A 24,246-nucleotide genomic window follows, 5' to 3' on the forward strand; every position below is an offset into this window, starting at 1 on the left:
ATTATCCTTTGATTATGGCATGAATATACTAGGCAGAGTTCCGTAACCAGGAGAAAGCCATGACCGAACGACTTTATTATTACAGCGACGAGCTACGGGGCGAAACGCAGGTGTTGGCCTGTACCCCGGTCGAAGACGGCGGCTATGCCGTGGAACTGAGCGCGACGCTGTTCCACCCGCAGGGCGGCGGGCAACAGGCCGATACCGGCGCTCTCGGCGCCATCCCGGTACTGCGCGTGGCGCAGCAGGGCGATAAGGTGCTGCATTTCACCGCCGAACCCGTGAGCGCCGGGCCGGTGAACCAACAGGTGGATGGCGAGCGCCGCCGGTTGCACGCCCGCTGGCATTCCGCCGGCCACCTGATTGGCTGGGTAGGCGAAAACCACGGCTGGCAACCGGTGAAGGCGCACCATTGGCCGGGCGAAGGGCGCATCACCTTTGCGCCGGGCGCAGACCCGCAAACGCTGGAGCAAGGTGCCCTGCAGGCGGAACTGCAACGGCTGATCGCGGCCAATTTGCCGCGCAGGCAACTGGACGTTGACGGTGTGCGTCAGGTGGGTTTCGGCGATCTGCCCGTTTACGGCTGCGGCGGTACCCACGTGGCCTCGTTGAGCGAGCTGGGCGCGGTGACCATCACGGCGGTGAAGATGAAAAAAGGGCAGTTGATTGTGCAGTATGAAATGGGCTGAGCAGGCTCAGCCCTGGCGATAACTCGGTCAGAATCGAATTTGCACCTTGGAAGACAGATTTTTGTCGGCGGCGGCGATCAGCGCATTTTCAATCGCTTCCGGTGGGTATTCGCCGCTGAGCAGGGGCAGCGGATCGATGCGGCCGTCCTGCAACCATTTAACGGCGGTAGCGAACTCGTCGATAAAGCGGAACGAACCGATCCAACGGATCTCCTTCACCAGCATCGGCATGACCGGATAATCGACGCTGTTGGCGCCCATGCCCACTTGCACCACGGTGCCGGCGGGGCGGGCCAGGGCCACGGTTGAGGCTATGGCCGCCGGGCTGCCGGAGGCTTCAAACACCACGTCGAAATAGCCTTTGTTGTCCTGATAAGGCGCAGCACTGCCCTCATTCAGCGGGTTGAAGGTGGCGGTGGCGCCCATTTGCCGGGCCAGCGTCAGGCAACGGTCACTGACATCGGAGGCGACCAGCTCGGACGCGCCGGCACTGCGCGCAGCGGCCAAGATCAGGCAGCCGATGGGGCCTGCGCCTATCACCAGCACGCGTTTCCCCACCAGCGTACCGGCAACGTTGACTGCATGAATGGCAACCGCCAGCGGTTCGGCAAAGGCCATCACCTGTGGCGCGACGTTATCGCGGTAAGGAATGCATTGTTGTTCCGTTGCCACCACGTATTCGGAAAAACCGCCGTTAACGTGCGGATTAAACTGCGCACTGCCCATAAAGCGCATGGTAGCGCACAGGTTTTGTTTGCCCGCCAGGCAGTATTCGCAATGATTGCAGGGTTGCGATGGGTTGACCGCCACTCGCTGCCCCACCCGCAGTGCCGATCCGGCGGGGGCCTGGCTGATGGTGCCGACGAATTCATGCCCGACCACCATAGGCTGTTTGAGGACCGACATGCCGGCGCGGCCGTGCTGGTAATAATGGATATCGGAGCCGCAGATGCCGCCGCGTTCCACCTTCACCAACACGTCATTCTCATCGTATTCCAGCTCGCGCAGCTCAACGCGCACGTCTTTTTCACCGTAGGCGAAGCAGGCTTTGCAGCTTAGGGTCTTTTTGCTCATTATTTTGCCTCAATGTTGTGAAGGTCCGCGTTGGATTGCGGCGGTAAAGGTGTCTCCGGTTTCGGGGGAACGATCACCTCAATCTTGCCGACCAGGAAGGTATACGCCAGCAGGCCCATTAGCGCGACGGCGGCGATATACCACATCGCGTAGTGGAAGTTATTGGTGCGTTGCAAAATGACGCCAATGACGATCGGGCTGACGATGCCGGAAAGGTTGCCGCAGATGTTCAGACAGCCGCCCATGGTGCCGATGAAATTGCGCGGGATCACGTCGCTCCAGACCACCCAGCCCAAATTGGAGAAGGCGTTGGCGAAGAAGGCGATGGACAAAATGGCGATGGCGATCACCGGTTGGTTCTCGAAAAAGTTGACCAGGCAGATAATCATGGTCAGGAACAGACCCGACATGACCGGCAGTTTACGGGCGAAGGTGCGGGATTTGCCTTTTTTCAGCAACATATCGCTCAGCGTTCCGCCGCACAGCACGCCGGCCATCGCCATCAGGTAGGGGAAGGACGCGCCCAGCCCGGCTTTGGCGATCGGCAGGTGCAGCCCTTTTTCCAGATAGACGATAAACCAGGTCAGGAAGAAATAGAGCGTGGAGGAACAAGCGAACTGGGCGATGAACAATCCCCAAATGGTGCGCTGTTTCAGGAAGAAGGCGATATCGCTCCAGCGCACTTTTTCGCTGACGTTAGCCTGGTTTTTGGAGCCGTAACCGCCACCTTCGCGAATGTAATCCAGCTCCCGCTGATTGGTTTTGCGGCTGTGCTGCGGATCGCGGTAGGCGATCAGCCAATAGATGCCGAACAGAATGCCGACGCCGCCGGACAGATAGAACGACATCTCCCAACCGTATTCCGCCACTATGTAGGAGAGCGCCGGGGTCAACAGCGCCAGACCGATATACTGCGCACTGGAGTAAATGGCCGTGGCGCGCGCACGCTCATGGTCGGGAAACCAACTGGCGATGATCTTGGTGTTGGACGGGAAGGAAGGGGCTTCGGCAACGCCAATCAGCGCCCGGCAGGCCAGCAACATCAGGAATGACGCGGTCGCGGTGGCGAATAAATGGTGCGAGGCAAACCCCATCATGAAGGTAAACAGGCTCCATAAAATAATGGCGCTGCCGTACAGAATGCGCGAGCCGATGCGATCCAGCACGTAACCGACCGGGATCTGGCTGGCGGCGTAAAACCAGGTAAACATGGAAAACAGCAACCCCAACTGGGTGGCGCTGAGATCGAATTCGGACTGAATCTTGCTGCCGGCGACGGACAGGTTGGCCCGGTCCATATAATTTATTGCCGTGACGATAAACAACAGCGACAGAATAAAGAATCGCGACTTTGTTGCTTTCATTTTTTTGTCCTGGTCAGTGGGCTGGTTTTTATAGGTTTTATTGGGTGCAGGGCGATATAAGTGCCGTGAGTCAATGCGCAGTCAGAGGTTGTGCGGAAAATTACAACACGGCAAGCCAACCGCCATCGACGTAAATGATTTGCCCGTTAACGTAATTGGACGCATCGGAAGCCAGATAGACGGCGGTGCCGATCAACTCCTCCGGCTTGCCCCAGCGCTTTGAGGGATTGCTGGCTTTCACCCAGCTGTCGAAGGCTGGGTTGTCAACCAACGCGGCATTCATATCGGTCAGAATATAACCTGGGCCAATGGCATTGGACTGAATGTTAAATTCGGCCCATTCGGCCGCCATTGAGCAGGTCAGCATCTTGATGCCGCCCTTGGCGGCGGTATAAGGCGCTACCGTCGCGCGGGCCGCCTGGCTGGTCAGCGAGCCGATATTAATGATTTTTCCGCCCTTGCCGCGGGCGATCATCCGCTTTGCGGCGGCACGGGCAACGATAAAGGCGCTGGTCAGGTTGGTATCGAGCACGCGTTGCCACTGTGCCAGCTCCAGATCGACCAGCGGTTTACGATATTGAATGCCGGCATTGTTGATCACGATGTCGACTTCGACGTGCTCCCGATCGAGCTGGTTGAACACCGCTTCGATGGCTTGTTCATCGGTCACGTCAAAAGCAAAACCGCGTGCCCGATGGCCTTGCGATTGCAAGCGTTCGACCGCAGCCTGCACCGTCGCGGGTTGGGTGCCGTTGAGGATAACGCCGGCACCGGCCGCAGCCAGCCCCTCAGCGTAGGAAAAACCTAATCCGCGGGTGGAACCGGTCACCAGCGCCGTTTTCCCCGTTAAATCAAACAGAGCAGACATATCAACCCCTTATGGTTGGTTAAATGATCCTGATGCCTGCCGGGCCGTTGGGGCATTATGCGAAATGTTGCACCAACAGCTTGTATGACATCATTCATATTAAAATTGCGGTAAGCCTTGATGGAAATCAATGCGGTTAAACGGTTTTTGAAACTTCGATCACAAAAGAAAATTTCATTGTGGGAAGGTGTGTTTTTAAATTGCATATAAAACAATTAGTTATTTTGTCTGTATTTTACAGTATGACGCAGCGCACATAATTTTTAATTGGCGCTTTAGGGCTTGCGCCATCGGTGATATAAGTCCTTTACCTTGTAGGACAACTTATAAGTTTGCGATCAAAGGAGTTTCCAGTGGGCAATCTAAAAATCACCGGCGTGAAAACCATTCTCACCGCCCCGGGCGGCATCGATCTGGCGGTAGTGAAGGTAGAGACCAACCAACCTGGGCTGTATGGGCTGGGGTGCGCGACTTTCACTCAACGTATACATGCGGTGAAAACGGCAATAGACGACTACATGGCGCCGTTTTTAATCGGTAAGGATCCGGCGCGGATCGAGGATATCTGGCACTCCGCCTGCGTAAGCGGCTACTGGCGCAGCGGGCCGATCATGAATAATGCGCTGTCCGGCGTCGACATGGCGCTGTGGGATATCAAAGGCAAGGTCGCCGGTTTACCGGTGTATGAATTGCTGGGGGGGCAGTGTCGCGATGGCATTCCGCTGTATTGCCACACCGACGGCAGCGATGAGTTCGAGGTGGAAGACAACATTCGTGCGCGTATGGAAGAGGGTTACCAATACGTGCGTTGCCAGATGGGGATGTACGGCGGGGCGGGGACGGATGACCTGAAGCTGATCGCCACTCAGTTGGCGCGGGCAAAAAACATTCAACCCAAACGCTCGCCGCGCAGCAGCACGCCGGGCATTTATTTTGATCCGGACGCCTACGTGCGAAGTGTGCCGCGTCTGTTTGAACATTTGCGCGACAAGCTGGGGTTCGGCATCGAGTTTATCCACGATGTGCATGAGCGGGTGACGCCGATCGCGGCCATTCAACTGGCTAAAACGCTGGAACAGTACCAGCTGTTTTATCTGGAAGATCCGGTGGCGCCGGAAAATATCGATTGGTTGAAAATGCTGCGTCAACAGTCCTCTACGCCGATCTCAATGGGGGAGTTGTTTACCAACGTCAATGACTGGAGGACGCTGATTACCCACAATCTGATCGATTACATCCGCTGTCACGTCAGCACCATCGGCGGCATAACCCCGGCCAAAAAATTGGCGACGTTGAGTGAAATCCACGGGGTACGTACCGCATGGCACGGGCCGGGGGATATTTCGCCGGTCGGCGTAGCGGCTAACCTGCACCTGGACATGAGCCTCACCAATTTCGGTATTCAAGAGTACACGCCGATGAATGACGCGCTGCGCGAGGTGTTCACCGGTTGCCCGGACATTGAGCGGGGTTACGCCTACCTGAGCGATCGCCCAGGGTTGGGCATCGATATCGATGAGAAAAAAGCGGCGCAGTATCCGTGCATTGGCGGCATTCCGTCCTGGACGCTGGCGCGCACGCCGGACGGCACGGCATCCCGGCCTTAACATCGCTTGAGGGCGCATTTATTACGCCCTCAAGCGAGTCACTCGGCACCCGATGCTGTCTGTTTGAGTTTTTCGATGGCGATGACGTTCTCCGCCATCGCTTCATTGAGTACCGCAACGGCGGTAGAAGAGTCGCGGTTTTTAATCGCCATAAACACCTTGATGTGCGCCTCGACGCTTTCCAGCGAGATGCCCAGTGCCCGGTTCAGTTCTTCCAGATAGTAGTAATAGGTGTCTTTGATAGAGTGCATCACGTTGTAGAACACTTTGTTCTGCGACGCTTTGGCGATCGCGAGATGAAACTCGAAATCGGCCTGGGAGTACTTCTTGTAATCGTCCTTGTTGACCAGCATGCGGTTCAGCGCCTGTTCCAGCGCGGTGATGTCTTCCGGTGTGGCGTTTAATACCGCCAGCTCCATGCATTTGAACTCTACCGTTTGGCGGAACACCATCATGTCGTGAAACTCTTCACGGCTGAGGTGCATGATGGGTTGTTGTTCGTTGAACAGGTTCTGCGGATTAAGGTGTTTGGCGACGAAGCTGCCTTTGCCTTGATGGGTCACCACAATGCCCAGATCGCGCAGCCGCTGCACCGCGCTGCGAATGCTGACCCGGCTGACGTTGAAAGAGGCGGTCAGTTCGGCTTCCGAAGGCAGTTTGCTCCCCGGCGGCCAACTGCCGTCCAACAGTTTTTCTTTAATTTGTTCGTAAACCGCGTTGACCACGTTGTGTTTTTGGATTGATTGAAGACTCATGATATCCGTCGCATAAGTTGTCCTACAACATGCCTGTGGTATAGCACGCCGCGCTACAGGTGTGAAGTTTTTCACCGCATTTTTGCGTGGCTGGACCCCGCCAAGGCGTCATAAATTTATTTTGTGATCGCCATTTCAATTTACGGCACTGGCGATTGATTGTGGCGCAACAGTGATTCATTTTTGATCTTGAAGGATGTCATACAAGTAGTGGTGTGACATGTGGTTTTTTAAAATGATAAACAGAAAAACCCTGTCTGCCGTATGGACCGGTATTCATTAAACCTCCCTTGGGAAAACTCACATGAACATCAATTTACCCGTCAAACTGGCGCCAATCCGCTGGCGAAAGCTTATCCCACTGGCTTTTATCACCTATAGCCTGGCCTACCTCGATCGCGCCAACTACGGTTTTGGCGCAGCGGCAGGGCTGGCACAGGATCTCAATATTACGCCCGGCATGTCGTCACTGCTGGGAGCCTTGTTCTTCCTCGGTTATTTCTTTTTCCAGGTGCCTGGCGGCATTTACGCCGAGAAACGCAGCGCTAAGGCGCTGATTTTTTGGAGCCTGGTGCTGTGGGGGATTTTGGCCACGGCCACCGGCTTGGTCAGCAATGTGGCGACTTTGGCCGTTATCCGCTTCCTGCTCGGGGTGGCGGAGAGTGTCGTGATGCCGGCGATGTTGGTATTCCTCAGCCATTGGTTCACCAAGCAGGAGAGGTCGAAAGCCAATACCTTCCTGTTCCTGGGGAATCCAATCACCGTGCTGTGGATGTCGATCCTGTCCGGTTATTTGGTCGATGCCTTCGGCTGGCGCGGCATGTTCATCATTGAAGGGGTGCCGGCGATTATCTGGGCGGCAATCTGGTGGGTAATATTTGTCGATCGGCCAAAAGATGCCACTTGGCTCAGCAAGCAGGAAAAAGCCGACCTCGAGGCTGCGCTGGCCGCTGAACAGACTGGCATGCAACCGATTAAAAATTACGGTGAGGCATTCCGTTCCCGCAAAGTTTTGGCGCTGTCGTTTATTCATTTCTTCTGGAATATCGGCATGTACGGTTTCATCATGTGGTTGCCGTCGATGTTGAAAACGGCCTCCGGCATGGGCATCGTCGCTACCGGCTGGTTGTCCGCCGCGCCCTATCTGCTGGCGGTGCCGCTCATGCTCAGTGCATCCTACTTCTCTGATAAATATCAGCAACGCAAACCGGTAGTGCTGCTGTTTCTGGGATTGGGCGCAGTATGTTTTTGCGCGTCCTTCACGCTCGGTGCCCATCATTTCTGGCTGTCTTATGTGCTGCTGATGATAGCCGGCGGGGCGATGTATACGCCGTATGGCCCGTTCTTTGCGGCGATCCCGGAGTTGCTGCCGCGGAACGTGATGGCGGGGGCGATGGCATTCATCGTCAGTTTCGGCGCATTGGGATCATTTGTTGGCGCCTGGATTGTCGGCTATCTCAATGGCATTACGCAGGGGCCGCAGGCGTCTTACGTCTTTATGGGCTCGTCGCTGATAATCGCGGTGGCGCTGACGGCGCTGACCCGTTTCTCCAACCCGGCGCCGCGGATTGGCGCGCCTGACGCCGCGGCCTGCCGATAAGGTCAGGCCGGGCGGTCATTTCGCCGGCCCGGCCTGTCGCAGCTGGGTGCAGAAAGCGCACTGGCATCCGGCCTGCGGCAATGCTGCGCAGGTGCCGATGTTGACCGCCTGCGCATCCATCGCGTGAAAACCATAGAACATAGTCTCGAGGGTAGTTTCCGCCGCACGCGCCTGTTCTGGCTGCGGTTCCGGCACCTTCGACTGAAACGCGGCAGCCCGCCCGGCCAGCAGGCCAAGGAACAGCAGCGAGAGTTGAATTTTCATCCTGGCTCTCCTGATTTTGGTTTTTGCTACACTATAACATTACCTCGATTCTGCCAAGACAGAGCGCCTTGTGCGTTTTCCACCCTTGGTTAGCGAAATTAGTTCGTTCAACTCCCCGCCGATTTGGTTTGTTATCTCACCCATAACGTTCAGAAATAAAGAAGGCGTGGCAAATCTATGTTTAAGTTCTCTTTCAACACATTAACCGGTGGGATAGCAGTGGCATTGGGCTTGGCGGCGAGCGTTCATCCGGCGCTGGCGGCGGTGCAGGGCGGCACGTTGGTTTACCTGGAGCAGCAGGCGCACACCAACCTTTACCCGCCTTCCGGCGGTTTCTACCCCAACGGCGGCATCCTCAACCAGATCACCGACAAACTGACCTATCAGAACCCGAAAACGCTGGAGATTGAGCCGTGGATCGCCGAATCCTGGAGCAGCAACGCCGACAAAACCGAATACACCTTCAAACTGCGCCCGGGTGTGACCTTCTCCGATGGCACGCCGCTGGATGCCAACGCGGTGGCGAAGAATTTCGATACCTACGGCCTGGGCAATAAAGACAAACGCCTGCCGGTGTCGGAGGTGATCAACAACTACGACCGCAGCGAAGTGATAGATCCGCTGACCGTCAAATTTTACTTCAAACGTTCATCGCCGGGCTTCCTGCAGGGCACCGCCACCATCGGCTCGGGGCTGGTGTCCCTCAGCACCCTGAATCGCAGTTACGATGAACTCGGCGACGCGCGCCATATCATCGGCTCCGGCCCGTTCGTGGTCAGCGGCGAAACGCTGGGGCGCGAAGTGGATCTTAGCGTACGCAAGGATTACGCCTGGGGGCCGGCCAAACTGGCGCAGCAGGGGCGCGCCAATCTCGACGGCATCAAGGTGATCGTCACCGGGGAAGACAGCGTGCGCATTGGCGCGTTGCAGGCCGGCCAGGCGGACTTTATTCGCCAAATTCAGGCTTATGACGAGAAGCAGACGCAGGATCAGGGGTTCACGATTTACGCTGCCCCGACGCGTGGCGTTAACGACAGCGTTGCTTTCCGGCCGGACAATCCGCTGGTGAGCGACCTGCGGGTGCGCCAGGCGCTGCTGCATGCCACCGACAGCAAGCAAATCGTCGATACGCTGTTCTCGGCCAATTACCCGCAGGCCAAATCGGTCATCGCCTCGTCCGCCGCCGGTTTTGTCGATCTGTCCGACAAGCTCAAGTTCGATCCGCAGTTAGCCAACCGCCTGCTGGATGAAGCCGGCTGGAAAAAGGGCAGCGACGGCCTGCGCGAGAAAGAAGGTAAAAAACTGCTGCTGAATGTGTATGAATCCCTGCCGCAGCCCCAGAACAAGGCGGTGCTGCAGCTGGTGTCGCAACAGTGGGGCAAGGTGGGTGCGCGGCTGAACATCCTGGCCGGCGACGCCGGAAGCCGGGTGGCGGATAACCTCGATCCGCAGAAAACCCCGGCGACGGTGGTGGAAGTGGGCCGCGCCGATCCCGACGTGATTAAAAGCCAGTTCTACCCGACCAACCGCGATGCGCTGTTGCAAAAGGGCGGCAGCGGCAAGAACAGCCAATTCAGCGATGACAAGCTGAACGCGCTGCTGCTGGGCATCGCCTCCGAGGTCGATGCGCAAAAACGCCTGCAAATCGCCGGCGAGGCGCAAAACTACCTGCTCGATCAGGCCTATGTGATCCCGTTCTTTGAGGAGCCGCAGGTGTTTGCCGGCGCGCCTTATCTGAAGGGCGTCAGTTTTGAAGCGGTCGGCCGCCCGAGTTTCTATGGCGCCTGGTTAGAGAAACATTAAGGAGGCCACGATGACCCGATATCTGGCGAGGCGCATTGGGCAGGCGGCGCTGGTGCTGTGGGCGACCTTTACCCTGTCGTTTATCCTGCTGCAGGTGCTGCCCGGCGATGCGATTCTGATTAAGTTCCAGAACCCGGACATGGGGCTAAGCCCGGCGCAAATCGCCGACATGCGCGCCGCTTATGGGGCCAACGTCTCGCTGTGGCAGCAGTATTTACACACGTTGGGCAACGTGCTGCGCGGCGATCTGGGTTACTCGATTCAGGCCGGCGTGCCGGTCACCGATCTGCTGGCCACCAACCTGCCCGCCACGCTGCAACTGGCGGTACTGGGCTTCTCGCTGGCGTTGATCCTGGCGCTGGCGATGGCCTTTCTCTCCAATTTGAGCGGTTTCGGCGGGCTGAGATCGGCGTTGCAATCGCTACCCTCGTTGTTTGTCTCGGTGCCTACCTTCTGGCTGGGCATCGTGCTGATCCAGGTCTTTTCATTCCAGCTTAAGTTGATCCCGGTGATCAACCCGGGCGAGTGGGAAGGGTTGATATTGCCGATCGTGACGCTGGCGGTCCCCATCTCCGCCCCGCTGGCGCAGATCCTGATCCGCAGCATCGACCAGGTCCAGACCCAGCCGTTTGTCGCCGTGGCGCGCGCCAAAGGCGCCAGCCGCAGCGGGGTGTTGTGGCGGCATGTGGCACGCAACGCCATGCTGCCCGCGCTGACCATCGCCGGCATTTTGTTCGGCGAACTGATCGCCGGTGCGCTGATCACCGAAACCGTGTTTGGCCGCAGCGGGCTGGGGCAACTGACCCTGCAGGCGGTGCTTAATCAAGACGTGGCGGTGTTGCAGGCGATTGTGGTGATTTCCGCCGCCGCCTTCGTCACCATCAACCTGCTGGTGGATCTGCTGTTCCCGCTGCTGGATCCCCGGTTGAAAACGCAGACAGGAGCCGCCGTATGAGCAGTATCTCCTTTGAAAAAGCGACCGTGCCGGAACGCGATCTGGCCGGATTGGAAAGCGAAGGCACCTTGCCGGCCAGCCGCCCGCGCCGCCGCAGGCGCGTGCCGGTGACGCTGCTGCTGGCCTGGGCGGTGATCGCCATTGCGGTGCTGTGGGCGCTGGCGCCGCAGCTGTTTACCGCCTACAGCGGCACCGAGGGCATTGCCGGCGCGCAGCGGCTGGCGCCGGGCGGGGCACACTGGCTGGGCACAGATCAACTGGGGCGCGATCTTTACGCGCGCATGGTTTATGGCGCTTCGCAAACGCTGTCCGCCGCGCTGGTGGCGGTGGCGCTGGGCTTGCTGCTGGGCACCGCGCTCGGGCTGATTGCCGGTGCGGTGGGCGGCGTGGCGGACGATGCGGTCATGCGTCTGGTCGATGTGCTGTTGTCGATTCCCGGCCTGCTGCTGTCGCTAAGCATCATTATCCTGCTGGGGTTTGGCACGGTGAACGCCGCCATCGCCGTCGGCATCACCTCGGTCGCCAATTTCGCCCGCCTGGCGCGCGCGGAAGTGGTGCGGGTGCGGCACAGCGATTACGTCGAGGCGGCCTATGGCAGCGGCGGCACCTTTTGGGCGGTGCTGTGGCGGCACATTCTGCCGAACTCGCTGACCTCGGTGATTGCCTTCTCGGCGCTGCAATTCGGCAGTGCCATTCTGGCGATCGCTACCCTGAGCTTCCTCGGCTACGGCACGCCGCCGCCAACGCCGGAATGGGGGCTATTGATCGCCGAAGGGCGCAACTACATTTCCACCGCCTGGTGGCTGACCACGTTCCCCGGTTTGGCGGTGGTGGCGGTGGTGCTGGCGGCTAACCGCATCAGCCGCGCGCTGGCGAGGACGCATTGATGAGCATTCAAACCGCATTGCAACGGGCCGCCGCCACGCCGGTGCTGGAGCTGGACAAGGTTTCCATCGCCTATCAGGAGGCGACCGGCAGCCGCCGGGTGGTACACGACGTCTCGTTCTCGATCCAACCGGGTGAGGTAGTGGCGCTGGTCGGCGAGTCCGGTTCGGGCAAAACCACCACCGCGCAGGCGATCATTGGCCTGCTGACGGAAAACGGCCGCCTGGAGCAGGGGGCAATCCGCCTCAACGGCACCGACATTGCCCACTGGTCGTCACGCCGACTGGATGCGGTGCGCGGCGCGCAAATCAGCCTGATCCCGCAAGACCCTTCCAGCTCGCTTAACCCGGTAAAAACCATCGGCGAGCAGGTGGCGGAGATCGTCAATATTCACCGCCGCTTGCCGCGCAAGCAGGTGCAACAGCGGGTGGTGGAACTGTTGACCCGGGTTGGCCTGACGCACCCGGAGCTGCGGGCGCGCCAATACCCGCACGAGCTGTCCGGTGGCATGAAACAGCGGGTGCTGATCGCTATCGCCATTGCGTTGCAGCCGGCGCTGATCATCGCCGATGAGCCCACCAGCGCGCTGGACGTCACGGTGCAGAAACGCATCCTTGATCTGATCGACGAGCTGCGGCAGGAATTTGGCACTGCGGTATTACTGGTCACCCACGATTTGGCGGTGGCGGCGGAGCGCGCCGATCGGCTGCTGGTGTTCCGCCACGGCCGGGTGCAGGAGCAGGGCGTAACCGCCGAGGTGCTGCGCGCTCCCGCCAGCGACTACACCCGCCGGCTGTTTGCCGATGTGCCGTCGCTGACCGGTGCCGCTGCGCCACGGCTCAACCTTGGCACGCAAGCGCCGGTGATCCAGGTTAACGGGTTGGTAAAAGATTTTCGCCTGGCCGGCTCCGGCGGCAAAAGCTACCGCGCGCTGGATCAGGTTTCCTTCAGCGTACCCGGCGGCACTACCCATGCGCTGGTGGGGGAATCCGGCTCCGGCAAGACCACGTTGGCGCGCTGCCTGCTCGGTTTTCAGCGGCCGGACGCCGGGCAAATCATTATCGACGGCACCGATTTCACCCGGTTGAAGGGGGAAGCGCTGCGCCAATTCCGCCGCCGCATTCAGTTGGTGTACCAAAACCCCTTCGGTTCGCTCGACCCATCGCAGACGCTGTATCAGGTCATCGAAGAGCCGTTGCTGAACTTCGAACCCTTGGGCAAAGCCGAGCGCTATCGCCGGGTGCGCGAACTGTTTGAACGGGTGGCGCTGCCGGACGATCTGCTTGGCCGCAAGCCGCGCGAGTTGTCCGGCGGCCAACGCCAGCGGGTGGCCATCGCCCGTGCACTGGTGTTGCAGCCAAGAGTACTGGTGTTGGACGAAGCCACTTCGGCGCTGGATGTGACGGTGCAGGCGCAGATCCTGCGCTTGCTTCAGGATTTGCAGCAAGCGTTGGGGCTGACCTATTTGTTTATCTCGCATGACCTGGCGACGGTGCGGCAGATTTCGCACAGCGTATCGGTGTTGCACCGTGGGCAGCAGGTAGACGGTGGCGCGACCCGCGACCTGTTCGCCATGCCGGGCAGCGATTATACCCGTCAGCTGATTGAGGCCATTCCAGGCCGCCACTGGCATGCCGCACAGCCAAAGAGTGAGGACGCGTTCCATGAGCAGTAAGAGACTTGGTTTTTTCACCCGCTTGTTGGATCAGGGCAGCGCGCAACAGCGTTACCGGCTGGCGACCGAACAGATTGTGCATGCCGAACGGGCCGGGTTTGATACCGCCTGGGTGGCGCAGCACCATTTCCATGAGGATGAGGGTGGCCTGCCTTCGCCGCTGGTGTTTCTGGCGCAGGTGGCGGCGCGCACCCGCCATATTCGGCTGGGCACCGGGGTAATCACGCTGCCGATGGAATCGGCCATTCGCGTGGCGGAAGACACCGCGGTGCTTGATCTGTTGTCCGACGGCCGGCTGGAGATTGGCATTGCCGCCGGCGGCACCCCGTCCTCGTTCAGCGCCTTCGGGTTCGATGCCCAACAGCGCAACGCGGTGTTTGCCGATAACTTCGATACCCTGCTGCGGGCCTGGCGCGGCGAGGCGTTGGGCGGCGAGGATAACCGCTTGTATCCGGCGGCGCCGCAGCTGGCGCAGCGCGTCTGGCAAGCCACTTTCTCGGTGGAAGGCGGCGAGCGCGCAGGGCGGGCCGGTGACGGCCTGATGCTGTCGCGCACTCAACCCCGCCCGGCGGATGCGCCGGATTTGCCGCTGGACGCATTGCAGAACCCAATTATCGACGCCTATCTGGCGGCGTTGCCGCCCGGTATCGCGCCGCGCATCATGGGGTCGCGTACGGCGTTTGTCACCGACCATAGCCAACAGGCGCGGGACTTCGCCGCGCAGGGGCTTGGCCGGGGGCTGGAACGCCTGCGCGCCAGCGGCCACCGGCCGTCCGATGAATCGCTCGACGGATTGATCCGCGCCTTTGACGTGCACCTGGGCACGCCGGATCAGGTTATTGCCTCGCTGCAAAAAGACAGCGCGCTGGCACGGGTGACCGATCTGGCGTTTCAGGTGCATTCGATCGACCCGCCGCACGCCCATGTGCTGCGTTCGATCGAGCTGATCGCCCGCCATGTTGCTCCGGAACTGGGCTGGCAACGCCGCAATCCCGCTTCCGTCTCCCACGAACACCACGCTGAGGAAAAGGTATGACAACCACATTGAACACTGAGGATCTGCTGGCGACGCTGGCGGAGATCGCGCCCGGTTCGGCCCTGGAGCAGGCCAGAGCGACACGCCAGGCGGCGACAGACGCCATTCAGGCCAGCTATCAGGCGCTGTTTGCTCCCGCCGACGCCGGGGATTTCCCGCTGGTGCAGCGGCTGCTGATCGCGCAGCGCATCAGCGAATGGCAGGCCGACCAGCCATTGGCCGCACACTACGCGGCGTTGCTGGAACGGCAGGGCGGCGCACCGGCCGGCCCGCGTTGGCAGGCGGCGCTGGACCATGCCGAGCGGCTGGCGTTCAAGCCCGCCAGCGCCGACGCGCAGCATTTGCAAGGGTTGCAGCAGGCCGGTTGGTCGCTGGACGACATCGTAACCCTGTCGCAACTGATCGCCTTTGTCAGCTTCCAAAGCCGCCTGCTGACCGGTTACCGGTTGCTGGGCGATAAACCGGTTGAGGTGGCCGGCACCCCGGTCAGGGCCGGTGCCTGGCGTACCGACCCCGTCACGTTGAGCGGCCGCCATGCGCCGCCGGCGTTTACCCGCCAGGAACTGGGGTGGGAGCCGTGGATCGCCGCCAAGCCGCTGGCGGAGTTTGATGAGCCGGGCCAGGCGTTGTTGACGCGTTTTGGCCATAGCGATTCGGATTATTTCCGCCTGCTGGCGCGCAATCATCCGGTGCTGGAACAGCGCACGCTGGCGGACAGGGCAATTTTCTACACCCCCGGCGGGCTGGAGCGTAAAGATCGCGAACTGGCGGCGACGGTGGCCAGCAAGGTCAACGGCTGTATCTATTGTGCCTCGGTACACGCACGCAAGGCGGCGCAACTGTCGAAACAAACGGAAGAGGTGCAGCGTCTGCTGGACGTAGCGCCGGGCGGCGTACTGAGTGAGGGGCAAGGGGATCGCTGGCGGGCGCAGATTGATTTTGCCGCCGCGCTGTCCGCCACCCCGCCGCAGGCTAACGCCCGGCATCTGGCAGCGCTGCGCGAGCAGGGGCTGGACGAACTGGCGCTGTTGGATCTGGTGCAGTCGACGGCGTTCTTTGCCTGGGCCAACCGGCTGATGCTGACGCTGGGCGAACCTTTCGACGACTAAGGCGGGCGGCCGCCTTAAAAGACGGCTAATACTCTTTTTCCCCCAGGCTTAAACTTCCCATCTCATTCTGCGGCAGCGCTTTCTGCCGCAGTTTTATTCTTCAAAAAGAGAATAATTACGTTTCCCTGCATTTTTTTAACGTGGGTTACAAACGTACACATCTCTTATCTATATCGTGACGAATAATTCAAATTGATAAAATTGCCCACCGTAATAAATGCTCAGATACTCAGGCTTTGCGTTGGCTTAATTAAAATAAGAGCAATCAGCTCAGATGCCAATGCATTTACCAGGGGAAATGGGCCAGATGGGCAGTTTTTTTAAGCAGGTATATCGGTATTCTCATTCTCGCCCTTATCGGCACAATGAAAATCTCTGGCCCTATGTGAGGATTGAGCGAGCCAAAAGCGGTGAGATTGCCGTATTGCATTATAAAAAACAGCCTGTTCCGTTAGTAGCGCTGTCCGCGTTGAAAGACAGTTGCCAGGGGGCGCTGCTGCTTACCGCCACCGGGCCTTCGGTCAAGGATATTCGTTTTAACCATATTCCCGCGATGCCGGCAATGGGGGTTAATGGCGCCTATTTTTTGCATCCACAGGTCGGTTTCCACTTTTACGTTATCGTCGATATGGGGTTTATTGATCAACGACCGGATATTATAGAAAACATTATCCTGATGCAGGAGTTAATTCTTTTTACCACGGTGCACGGTATTGCCAAAATAATAGACAGGTTTACGCTGGCAGGCGTGAAGTGCCGGTTTGCCGCGGTGGAAGATGCGGCCTTTAAAATTTACGGCCCCAAAATAAAACCCCTTGAGCTGTGGGAGCATTATCGAAACGACCGCAGCGTCTCTTTTTCATCGGCCAATAAAGCCATCGCTTTTACTCACGATATCCGGCGCGGGATTTTCGATGCCGGTACGGTGGTTTATTGGGCTTTCCAGATCATTTCATTTCTGGGGTTCAAACAGCTGTTTATCGCCGGGTTGGATATGAATAATTTCCATTTGCCGCGTTTTTATGAAACGAAGGAAAGTAAACTGCCCACTTTTTTAGCTGAAAAGATTGACGATATCATCATGCCTGCCTTTCGCCATGCCGGTGAAAGAATGAAAAACAACAATATTGCCATCAAGAATTTTTCGTTGAGCAGCGCCATTGACAGTAATATTTTTGAAAAGGTCGATTATCATGATTTTTTCAAAAAAGGCTGATGTTACTACGGCTCTCTATGTTTACTCATTCCTGGCCTTTTCATTTTTCAGCGCCGTTTTTTGCGGACATACCCGGGTCAATAATTTATTCCATATTGCCGCTTTTTTTTACCTAATGGCGTTGGTTACCCGTCCGGAACTCCGTTCGGCATGGCTAACGCAGCGCAAGGCGGTACAAGGGCTGGCATTGGCGGCGTGTTTTTTGGCCTATTACTCCGCCAGCAATCTTTGGGGGGGAACGCCGGATAATACAGGGTCGGCCTTTACCCACAGCGCTTATATTTTGATTTACCTTGCCCTGTGGGTCACCTTGCTGGCCGGCCCCTGGCGTAATCTCTTACTCTGTGCGGTGATGGCCGGTATTGTGTTGCTGTGCATGTATCTGGCTATAAGCGATTATCAGGCCATTTATACCCTCAGGGAAACCTCGGCCCTCAATCCGGGCCCGCGCAATGTGATCGATCTCGCCGGTTATGCTGCCGTGGGCATTATTTTAAGCCTGATGGTATTGCGCGATACCCGGCAAAAGAAAGCGCTGCTGGCGATCCCGCCGCTGTTTGCCTTTATGGTGCTGACGCAAAGCCGTGGCCCGCTGATTGCATTATTGGCGGCACTGGCGTTGACGACGTCATTCGTTACGCTCAATAAAAAAACGGCTATGGGCATTGCGGCCACGATACTGTTTGCCGCCATCGTCGTTCTGTTTTCTGACATCGGCGAGATGCTGATTACGCGCTTTGAAGCGTTGTATCAACAGAGTTTTGTGCGGATGAGCATTTGGCGACACAGCCTGTGGCTGATAGGTCAGGCACCGTTTTTTGGCTATGGCTTTGATAAAGAACTGGCCTTTACCAACTATACCGGCGAGTTTATTCACACGACCCACAGCCTGTATCTGGGCGCTTTGCTCAAGGGGGGGCTGGTCGGATTCTGTTTATTCGCCGCGTTGCTGGCGTTTGGCGCACGGCTTGCGCTGAGACATCTCAAGGCCGGTCGCCGCCTGGAGGCCGCCTTATACCTGTTTATGCTGATCTTCTATTGTTCGCAGGGCATGTTTGTTATCGCTAACCCGGCCGAGTTTTGGTACCTGTTTTGGTTCCCGGTAGCGATGGTGTTGACATCGCCACCGCCTGCCGAAAAATAATCAGCCGTGAGGGGCGGCGAGTGCCAATGCATTCGCCACTTTTTCAAACACCTGGTTCTCGGTGATGATACTGAGCGGTTGACGGCGTTGCGCTACGCCAAGTTTTTCGGCATTGACCGGCACGTACATCACCTGATGCAGTTCGCTATTTTGATAGGGGCCGGTGTGTTGCGGATTTGCCGTGACAAACAGGCTGACGGTTGGCGTTTTCAGGGCAATGGCCAGGTGTAACGGGCCGGTGTCGCCGGTCACCAGAACCTGCATGTTCGCCATGACAGCCAGCAATTGCGGCAGCGTGGTTTTGCCGATATGGCTGACAACGCGTTGCCGTTCGGCTGCCGTCAAACCCGCCATAAACGTCTGCTCGATAGCCATCTCTTTAGGGGTGCCGATTAATTCAATTTGATTATGCACCGACTGCGCCAGCAACAGCTTCGCCAGACGGATAAAGTGGCCTACGGGCCAGCAGCGCAACGGTTCAGACGCGCCCATCTGAAAGCCGATAACGGTTTTCCCCAGGGTCTTGTTTGTGGGCGGGAAGGCGATGGGTATAAACATCTCGGTATTTTGAGTCTCGCAACCCAATTGAGCCACCAGATCCAGCTTGCGCTGAATTAAATGCCCCCCGGTGCTGCGGCTTACGCCACTCAGCCAGCGCTCCATGCCGGTGGCTTTATTGCCGTAGACGTCTTTGAATACGTAATGGCAACCGGCGGCAATCGCGGTGATCACGTCATAAGGGGATTTTGAGTGCAGGATGACGGCCAACTGGGGCCGGCGTTTTCGCAGTTGGCAAATTACGCCAAGCATGTCTTTCGCTTTATGGTCCCAATAGATGACATGATCAAAGTAACGGCTGGTCGCGACCAACTGCTTGTTTTTGTAGCTGGAAATGAGAGTGATGCCGGCCGCCGGGTAACGTTCTCGCAGCGCGCGAATGGCCGGCGTATTGAACATCAGATCGCCGAGGGCGGTGGTGGAAAAAATAACGATGCTGTCGAAAACCAGGTCCGGTTTAAAAGTGGCTTTGTCTTTGAAATGCCCCCCCAGCCGGGTGTAAAGCTGTAGACCAGCGTTGGCCGCCGTTATTTTCCACTGTTTCGACATCTTGATTCACTTTGGGTTGATTGGCGCGCCGGGCGGACAGGTGCATCATATGACGTTTGCCTTAACGGGCCAATGGGCGGCAATATATTGCTACATATGCTTGCGTAACCTTAATAAAAGGCAGCAAGAGCTGCCCCTTTGCTGCATCAACTTTGCCAAACCTGCGAGCTGCGCGGCGTGTCCATCCGGTAATCCGAATAGGGGCGCGTGAACATCTCGCGGCCCAGATCGCGGGCGGCCAACAGTGGGTTGCGCGGATCGCGGCCGATTTCGCCCCGGCTGTTGCCCGCGCCGTGCACCACCCCGACAAACTCGGAATGCGAGTAGCGGCTGAACTCCTGGATCTGATGCGCGATGCCCATTGCGGCTCCGGGATAGGTTTCTTCCGAGGCGACCGCCAGCCCGATGCGTTTGCCGCTCATGCGCTGATGCACCTGCTTCGCCTCCGGGTAGGCGTCGGCGTAATAGCTGAAAGAGCGATCGAAAAAGGCTTTGGTCTGCGCCGACATGCCGTACCAGTAAATGGGGGTGCAAAACACCGCCGCATCGGCCGGCAGAAAATGCTCCAGGAACAGTTCGCCATAGCGATCGGCCGGCGGTGGGCTGTGGCGCTCATCCGTCAGAAATCCGCCGATATAATCATCCAGAAAATGCAGACTGGCCACGGTACCCGCCTCGGCGGCACCCGCCATGACGGCTTGCGCCAACGCGGCGCTGTTACCGTCACGGCGCGGGCTGCCGACCAGCACGATAAGGCGTTTGGGTTGATGAGTTGAATTCATGTCATTCTCCGTTTTTCGAGCGTGAAATTGTCATCGCCACTCTATGAGGAACAAGGTACAGGCGACAAATGACGCGTTCTCTGCCAGGATGAATTGAATTCATCTCTACGGATTATCGACCATGTTTGCCACACTTCCGGTTACCGCATTGCGCACCTTTGAATCCGCCGCCCGTTTGCGCAGTTTTAAACAGGCTGCGCTGGAACTGGCGGTGACGCCGACCGCCGTTTCGCACCAGATCAAGGCGCTGGAGCAGCAGTTGGGTTTTGCCCTGTTCGACCGGGTGCCGCGCGGCGTGCGGCTGACGGAGAAAGGGGAACGTTTGTTCGCCGGAGTGCACACCGCGCTACTCGATGTGGCAAATACGCTGGATGCACTGCGGCCGGTGCCCAGTGCCGGTTCGCTGTGCGTTTCCGTTACCCATTCTTTTGCGGCGCTGTGGCTGGTGCCGCGCCTGGGGCGTTTTTATCAGGCCTATCCGCATTATCTGGTTCGCCTGGAGGCTTGCGCTGAGGTGATTGACCTGCAGCAGGACGCCAGCGTGGACATTGCCATACGCTACAGCAGCGCCAATTACCCCCAGTTGCACCAGGCCGCGCGGATGGAGGAGCGTTTTGGCGTTTACGGCGCGCCGGGGCTGCCTGCCGCACAGCTGCAAACGCCGGCGCTGATCACCGTTCGCTGGCGCGATTCAACGCTGTATGAAAACGGCTGGCGTGACTGGTGCCAGGCCGCCGGGGTCGACTGGTGGCAGCGGCACTCATCGCTGCGGGGTTATGACGAGGAGCATTATGCGCTGCAGGCGGCGGTGGCCGGGCAGGGGCTGGTGCTGGCCAGTTCGGTGATGGTGTCCGATCTGGTGCGTAACGGCCTGTTGGCGGCTTACCGGCCGGAAATTGGCGTGCCGGGCGCCGCTTATACTGCGCTGTGCGTGCCTGGGCGCGAACGGCACCCGCCGGTGCGGGCGTTTCTGGGCTGGTTGCAGCAGGAATTGCGCTAGCGAATAAAGCACAAAATAAAAATTTTTCTGGTGTGGGCCGTGGGAATATTGGGTAAATTCGGTATTCCATTCCCATGAGAGAGATGTCCATGAGCCAGCCAAGAACGTCTGATTACCCGATTGATGCGCAGTTTATTGAACGCTGGTCGCCGCGCGCGCTGGCCAATGATTCTATCGACGACGAAACCCTGTTGAGCTTCTTTGAAGCGGCACGCTGGTCGCCTTCGGCGTATAACATCCAGCCCTGGCGTTTCGCTTACAGCAAGCACGGCTCGGCCAGCTGGGACAGCTATCTGGATTTCCTGATTGAGTTCAACCGTGGTTGGGCGCAGCACGCCTCGGCGCTGGTGGTGGTGATCTCCAAAACCACCAGCCTGAACGGCGAGAAGGAAGTCGCTAACCCAAGCCATGCGTTTGATGCCGGCGCCGCCTGGGCGAACCTGGCGTTGCAGGCGCACTTGAAAGGCTGGCTGACCCACTGCATGGGCGGTGTCCACCACGACAAAATCAAGGCGGCGCTGAACCTGCCGGATAACTATGTGGTGCACGGCATGGTGGCGATCGGCAAAGCGGGGGATAAATCCCAGTTGCCGGAGTTCCTGCAGCAAAAGGAGATCCCTTCAGGGCGCTTGCCGCTGGAGCAGACGGTGGTCGAAGGGCTGAACTTCACCCTGTAATCGTGCCGCCTGACGTGAAAAAGCCCGCAGAGGATAACTTTGCGGGCTTTTTGCTTTCTTCAGGCCTTGCTCATCACCACGACCAGATAAATACAGGGCTCGCCGCTCTCGTTTTTGAACACGCAGTCCGCCGGTGGGCCAAGTTCCAGGCAATCCCCTGCGGCCATTTCATGGCGATTTTCCCCTTCCAGGAACACCAGCTCGCCGGACAGCAGCCAGATTAACTGGCGTTTGAACGCATAGACGGAGGCCGGCATCGGGATCTCCGCCCCAGCGGGCAGTTCAACGCGCACCAGATCGAGCGGAATGTCCGAGCGCGGGGACACATGACGGCGGACGTAACCGCTTTCGGGATCGACCCAGACCGGTTGATCCTCCCGGCGCAGCAGCCGGCCTTCCTGCGTTTCCGCCCGGGCGATCAGTTTGGACATGCTCAGGCCGAAGGCGCCGGAGAGCCTGGCCAGCAGCATGGCGGTGGGGCTGCTGTCGCCGCGTTCAATTTTATGCACCATGGCCCGCGAAACGCCGGCCCGTTCGGCCAGATCGGACAAGGACCAATGGCGGGCTTCGCGTTCGATGCGGATACGTGCGCCGATGCGCTGATTTAGGTTGTCTAATTTATTGTTCATATCGTAGTATGATAGTGGACAGTCAACCAGGGGGTCAACATGCTTATCCGTAACGCGACTATAACCGATAGCGAAGGCATTGCCGCTATCTATAACGACGCCGTGCTTAACACCACGGCAATCTGGAATGAACTCACCGTCGATGCGGCGAACCGTGCGGCATGGATGGCGGAGCGCCAGGCGGCAGGGTATCCGGTGCTGGTGGCCAGCAATGAGGCGGGCGAGGTGATGGGTTATGCCTCGTTCGGCGACTGGCGGGCGTGGGACGGCTATCGCCACACCGTGGAGCATTCGGTGTATGTGCGGCGCGACAGCCGTGGCGGCGGGGTGGGGAAAACCCTGCTGCTGGCCCTGATCGAACAGGCGAGAGCTATCGGCAAACATGTGATGGTGGCGGGCATCGAATCCGGCAATACCGCATCGATACAGCTGCACCTTAATCTGGGGTTCCAGAACGTGGGGCGGATGAGCGAAGTGGGCGCCAAATTCGGCAAATGGCTGGATTTGACCTTTTTGCAGTTGCAGCTTGATCACGAAAAATCACCGCCGGCCCGCTAATCCTATGAATATCATGCTATTGCTGCTGGTGGCGGCGGGTGTCAGCCTGGTTGCCCAGAACCTGCTGATGGTGCGCATCAGCGAAAGCGCATCGACGATCCTGATCGCTCTGGTGATCAATTCCAGCGTCGGCCTGTTGCTGTTGATGGCGCTGCTGTTCGCCAAAAACGGCGCCGGTGCCCTGGCGGAGGTGACCGGCAATTTCAGGGGTTGGATGCTGTTGCCCGGCTTGCTGGGCTCGTTCTTCGTCTTTTCCGGTATTTTGGGCTACCAAAAGCTGGGGGCAGCGACCACCATTTCGGTGCTGATCGCCAGCCAACTGGTGGCGGGATTGGCGGTGGATATTTACAAGGCCGGGCCTGCTGCGCTGCGCGACAACCTGCCTGCGCTACTCGGCGCGGTACTGTTGGTCGTGGGCGCTTTTTTGGTGGCCAGAAGAAGTTTTTAAAACGGTAAAAAGCCCGCCGGGGCGCCCCCAGGCGAGCTTGTTTAAAACCTGACCGGGTGAGAAATCAATAAACGAAAGCGTCCCGGTGTTTCTGAATAAACGCTTTCCAACGCATCGGCTCTTGGCCGGTAATTTCGGGGAAGTTGTCAAAAGTATCCTCGACCCCGGGAATATCGCGTGCGGCGATACGGCGGAAGTTGTCATAAACGCAACTCATGTAAGCCATGTCGGCCCCCGCTTTGCGCATGTTTTCCAAGAAGATCTTGGGATCCAGCGCTTCATAGCGAAACGGCTGGCCAAGCGTTTCGGCCATTATCGCCGCGATGTCATGATAGGATTTGGCTTCATAGCCCAGGCGATAGGTTTTACCGGCGTGTTTTTCAGGTTGCAGCAGGGCCTGCGCGGCGACCAGCGCGACGTCATCACCATCCACCCAACTGAAGGGGGCATCGCCGGTGTATTGCTGAATAACGCCTTCAACGACCGCCGGCACGCCAGCGTAGCCGAGCAGGTTCTGCATAAAGCATTCCGGCCGCAAATGCGTAAAGGAAAATCCTGACCATTCAATGTAGCGCTCGACGAGCTGGTGCCAGGCCCAGTGCGCCACGGTAGTATCGTCGCGGCCGCAGGCGCCCAGGTGCACAATATGCTGCACGCCGGCTTGCCTGGCTTTATCCAGGAACACCTTACTTTGCCGCAGCATATCTACCCCGTAGCCGGTCGCCAGAAATACGCGGTCTATGCCCTGCAACGCAGGTGACAGGGTTTCTTCTTTATCGAAATCAAGCAGGACGGTGCGAATGCCAAGTGCCGCGAAGGGTTTCGCTTTTTGCGGAGAACGCACGGCAGCGACCAAGGTGATGGCATCGTCCGCCTGAAGGTTGCGCAGTACAGCCCCCCCGATCTGGCCGGTCGCGCCGGTAATCAGAATGGTTGGTTTCTTTATGGCGGTCATGAATAAACCCCTTTGTTATCTGTTGCTGAATGAGCCATTGAATCAA

The 24,246-nt window shown here is 58.4% G+C and carries 24 protein-coding genes; 15 read left to right on the top strand and 9 right to left on the bottom strand.

Annotated features, from left to right (window positions below):
* Positions 1-59 precede the first annotated feature (59 nt).
* Complete coding sequence (locus tag V2S86_RS03245) at positions 60-689, top strand: alanyl-tRNA editing protein (protein ID WP_330761198.1); 630 nt, start codon at positions 60-62, stop codon at positions 687-689.
* A 27-nt stretch (positions 690-716) separates the two neighbouring features.
* On the opposite strand, the gene idnD is transcribed toward V2S86_RS03245, so the two are convergent.
* From idnD to V2S86_RS03260, 3 genes are all read right to left on the bottom strand, one after another.
* Positions 717-1,763 (bottom strand): L-idonate 5-dehydrogenase, encoded by a 1,047-nt coding sequence (idnD, locus tag V2S86_RS03250; RefSeq protein WP_330761199.1) that lies wholly within the window; start codon positions 1,761-1,763, stop codon positions 717-719.
* Positions 1,763-3,127 carry an MFS transporter gene (locus V2S86_RS03255; protein ID WP_330761200.1) on the bottom strand — a complete coding sequence of 455 codons (1,365 nt, stop codon included), beginning with the start codon at positions 3,125-3,127 and terminating at the stop codon, positions 1,763-1,765. The genes idnD and V2S86_RS03255 overlap by 1 nt, the downstream gene beginning before the upstream one ends.
* 100 nt (positions 3,128-3,227) lie before the next feature.
* Positions 3,228-3,995 (bottom strand): SDR family oxidoreductase, encoded by a 768-nt coding sequence (locus tag V2S86_RS03260; RefSeq protein ID WP_330761201.1) that lies wholly within the window; start codon positions 3,993-3,995, stop codon positions 3,228-3,230.
* A gap of 353 nt (positions 3,996-4,348) precedes the next feature.
* Between V2S86_RS03260 and V2S86_RS03265 the strand changes: the two genes are divergently transcribed.
* The gene (locus tag V2S86_RS03265; RefSeq protein WP_330761202.1) at positions 4,349-5,602 is read left to right on the top strand and encodes an enolase C-terminal domain-like protein; all 1,254 of its coding nucleotides are present in this window, start codon (positions 4,349-4,351) and stop codon (positions 5,600-5,602) included.
* 38 nt (positions 5,603-5,640) lie between these two features.
* Here the strand turns inward: V2S86_RS03265 and V2S86_RS03270 are convergent, their stop codons facing one another.
* The gene (locus V2S86_RS03270) at positions 5,641-6,357 is read right to left on the bottom strand and encodes a FadR/GntR family transcriptional regulator (protein ID WP_330761203.1); all 717 of its coding nucleotides are present in this window, start codon (positions 6,355-6,357) and stop codon (positions 5,641-5,643) included.
* 304 nt (positions 6,358-6,661) lie between these two features.
* Between V2S86_RS03270 and V2S86_RS03275 the strand changes: the two genes are divergently transcribed.
* Complete coding sequence (locus V2S86_RS03275; protein ID WP_330761204.1) at positions 6,662-7,957, top strand: MFS transporter; 1,296 nt, start codon at positions 6,662-6,664, stop codon at positions 7,955-7,957.
* A gap of 15 nt (positions 7,958-7,972) precedes the next feature.
* Here V2S86_RS03275 and V2S86_RS03280 read toward each other — a convergent pair whose 3' ends face one another.
* Positions 7,973-8,221, bottom strand: coding sequence for a hypothetical protein (locus V2S86_RS03280; protein WP_006326502.1), 249 nt, complete (start codon positions 8,219-8,221; stop codon positions 7,973-7,975).
* Positions 8,222-8,398: 177 nt separating this feature from the next.
* On the opposite strand from V2S86_RS03280, the gene V2S86_RS03285 reads away from it, so the two are divergent.
* The 8 genes from V2S86_RS03285 (at position 8,399) to V2S86_RS03320 (ending at position 18,044) form a co-directional block, all read left to right on the top strand.
* Complete coding sequence (locus V2S86_RS03285; protein WP_330761205.1) at positions 8,399-10,024, top strand: TIGR04028 family ABC transporter substrate-binding protein; 1,626 nt, start codon at positions 8,399-8,401, stop codon at positions 10,022-10,024.
* 10 nt (positions 10,025-10,034) lie between these two features.
* On the top strand, positions 10,035-10,979 hold the full coding sequence (locus V2S86_RS03290; RefSeq protein ID WP_330761206.1) for an ABC transporter permease: 945 nt from the start codon (positions 10,035-10,037) through the stop codon (positions 10,977-10,979).
* On the top strand, positions 10,976-11,866 hold the full coding sequence (locus V2S86_RS03295; protein ID WP_330761207.1) for an ABC transporter permease: 891 nt from the start codon (positions 10,976-10,978) through the stop codon (positions 11,864-11,866). Before V2S86_RS03290 ends, V2S86_RS03295 begins: the two co-directional genes overlap by 4 nt.
* A complete protein-coding gene (locus tag V2S86_RS03300) occupies positions 11,866-13,539 on the top strand; it encodes an ABC transporter ATP-binding protein (RefSeq protein ID WP_330761208.1) in 1,674 nt (557 codons plus the stop codon). Before V2S86_RS03295 ends, V2S86_RS03300 begins: the two co-directional genes overlap by 1 nt.
* Positions 13,529-14,575: a putative FMN-dependent luciferase-like monooxygenase gene (locus V2S86_RS03305; RefSeq protein ID WP_330761209.1), complete on the top strand. Its 1,047-nt coding sequence runs from the start codon at positions 13,529-13,531 to the stop codon at positions 14,573-14,575. The genes V2S86_RS03300 and V2S86_RS03305 overlap by 11 nt, the downstream gene beginning before the upstream one ends.
* Positions 14,572-15,684 (top strand): alkylhydroperoxidase domain protein, encoded by a 1,113-nt coding sequence (locus V2S86_RS03310; protein WP_330761210.1) that lies wholly within the window; start codon positions 14,572-14,574, stop codon positions 15,682-15,684. The genes V2S86_RS03305 and V2S86_RS03310 overlap by 4 nt, the downstream gene beginning before the upstream one ends.
* Before the next feature lie 307 nt (positions 15,685-15,991).
* The gene (locus V2S86_RS03315) at positions 15,992-16,900 is read left to right on the top strand and encodes a sugar glycosyltransferase (protein WP_330763146.1); all 909 of its coding nucleotides are present in this window, start codon (positions 15,992-15,994) and stop codon (positions 16,898-16,900) included.
* A complete protein-coding gene (locus V2S86_RS03320; protein ID WP_330761211.1) occupies positions 16,878-18,044 on the top strand; it encodes an O-antigen ligase family protein in 1,167 nt (388 codons plus the stop codon). Before V2S86_RS03315 ends, V2S86_RS03320 begins: the two co-directional genes overlap by 23 nt.
* Here the strand turns inward: V2S86_RS03320 and V2S86_RS03325 are convergent, their stop codons facing one another.
* Positions 18,045-19,151: a glycosyltransferase family 9 protein gene (locus tag V2S86_RS03325; protein ID WP_330761212.1), complete on the bottom strand. Its 1,107-nt coding sequence runs from the start codon at positions 19,149-19,151 to the stop codon at positions 18,045-18,047.
* A 146-nt stretch (positions 19,152-19,297) separates the two neighbouring features.
* The gene (locus tag V2S86_RS03330; protein ID WP_330761213.1) at positions 19,298-19,933 is read right to left on the bottom strand and encodes a flavodoxin family protein; all 636 of its coding nucleotides are present in this window, start codon (positions 19,931-19,933) and stop codon (positions 19,298-19,300) included.
* Positions 19,934-20,054: 121 nt separating this feature from the next.
* On the opposite strand from V2S86_RS03330, the gene V2S86_RS03335 reads away from it, so the two are divergent.
* Both V2S86_RS03335 and V2S86_RS03340 read left to right on the top strand, forming a co-directional pair.
* Positions 20,055-20,933, top strand: coding sequence for a LysR substrate-binding domain-containing protein (locus tag V2S86_RS03335; RefSeq protein ID WP_330761214.1), 879 nt, complete (start codon positions 20,055-20,057; stop codon positions 20,931-20,933).
* An 89-nt stretch (positions 20,934-21,022) separates the two neighbouring features.
* Positions 21,023-21,610, top strand: a complete 588-nt coding sequence (locus V2S86_RS03340) for a nitroreductase family protein (protein ID WP_330761215.1) — start codon at positions 21,023-21,025, stop codon at positions 21,608-21,610.
* Positions 21,611-21,669: 59 nt separating this feature from the next.
* Here the strand turns inward: V2S86_RS03340 and V2S86_RS03345 are convergent, their stop codons facing one another.
* Positions 21,670-22,239, bottom strand: coding sequence for a helix-turn-helix domain-containing protein (locus tag V2S86_RS03345; RefSeq protein ID WP_062867945.1), 570 nt, complete (start codon positions 22,237-22,239; stop codon positions 21,670-21,672).
* 39 nt (positions 22,240-22,278) lie between these two features.
* On the opposite strand from V2S86_RS03345, the gene V2S86_RS03350 reads away from it, so the two are divergent.
* Both V2S86_RS03350 and V2S86_RS03355 read left to right on the top strand, forming a co-directional pair.
* Positions 22,279-22,797 carry a GNAT family N-acetyltransferase gene (locus V2S86_RS03350; protein ID WP_330761216.1) on the top strand — a complete coding sequence of 173 codons (519 nt, stop codon included), beginning with the start codon at positions 22,279-22,281 and terminating at the stop codon, positions 22,795-22,797.
* A gap of 4 nt (positions 22,798-22,801) precedes the next feature.
* Complete coding sequence (locus V2S86_RS03355) at positions 22,802-23,245, top strand: DMT family transporter (RefSeq protein WP_330761217.1); 444 nt, start codon at positions 22,802-22,804, stop codon at positions 23,243-23,245.
* A 64-nt stretch (positions 23,246-23,309) separates the two neighbouring features.
* Here the strand turns inward: V2S86_RS03355 and V2S86_RS03360 are convergent, their stop codons facing one another.
* Positions 23,310-24,200: an SDR family oxidoreductase gene (locus tag V2S86_RS03360; RefSeq protein WP_330761218.1), complete on the bottom strand. Its 891-nt coding sequence runs from the start codon at positions 24,198-24,200 to the stop codon at positions 23,310-23,312.
* Positions 24,201-24,246: the final 46 nt, after the last annotated feature.

Source organism: Serratia sp. C2(1) (genome assembly GCF_036352655.1).
In the GTDB taxonomy this organism is placed as follows: domain Bacteria; phylum Pseudomonadota; class Gammaproteobacteria; order Enterobacterales; family Enterobacteriaceae; genus Serratia; species Serratia inhibens.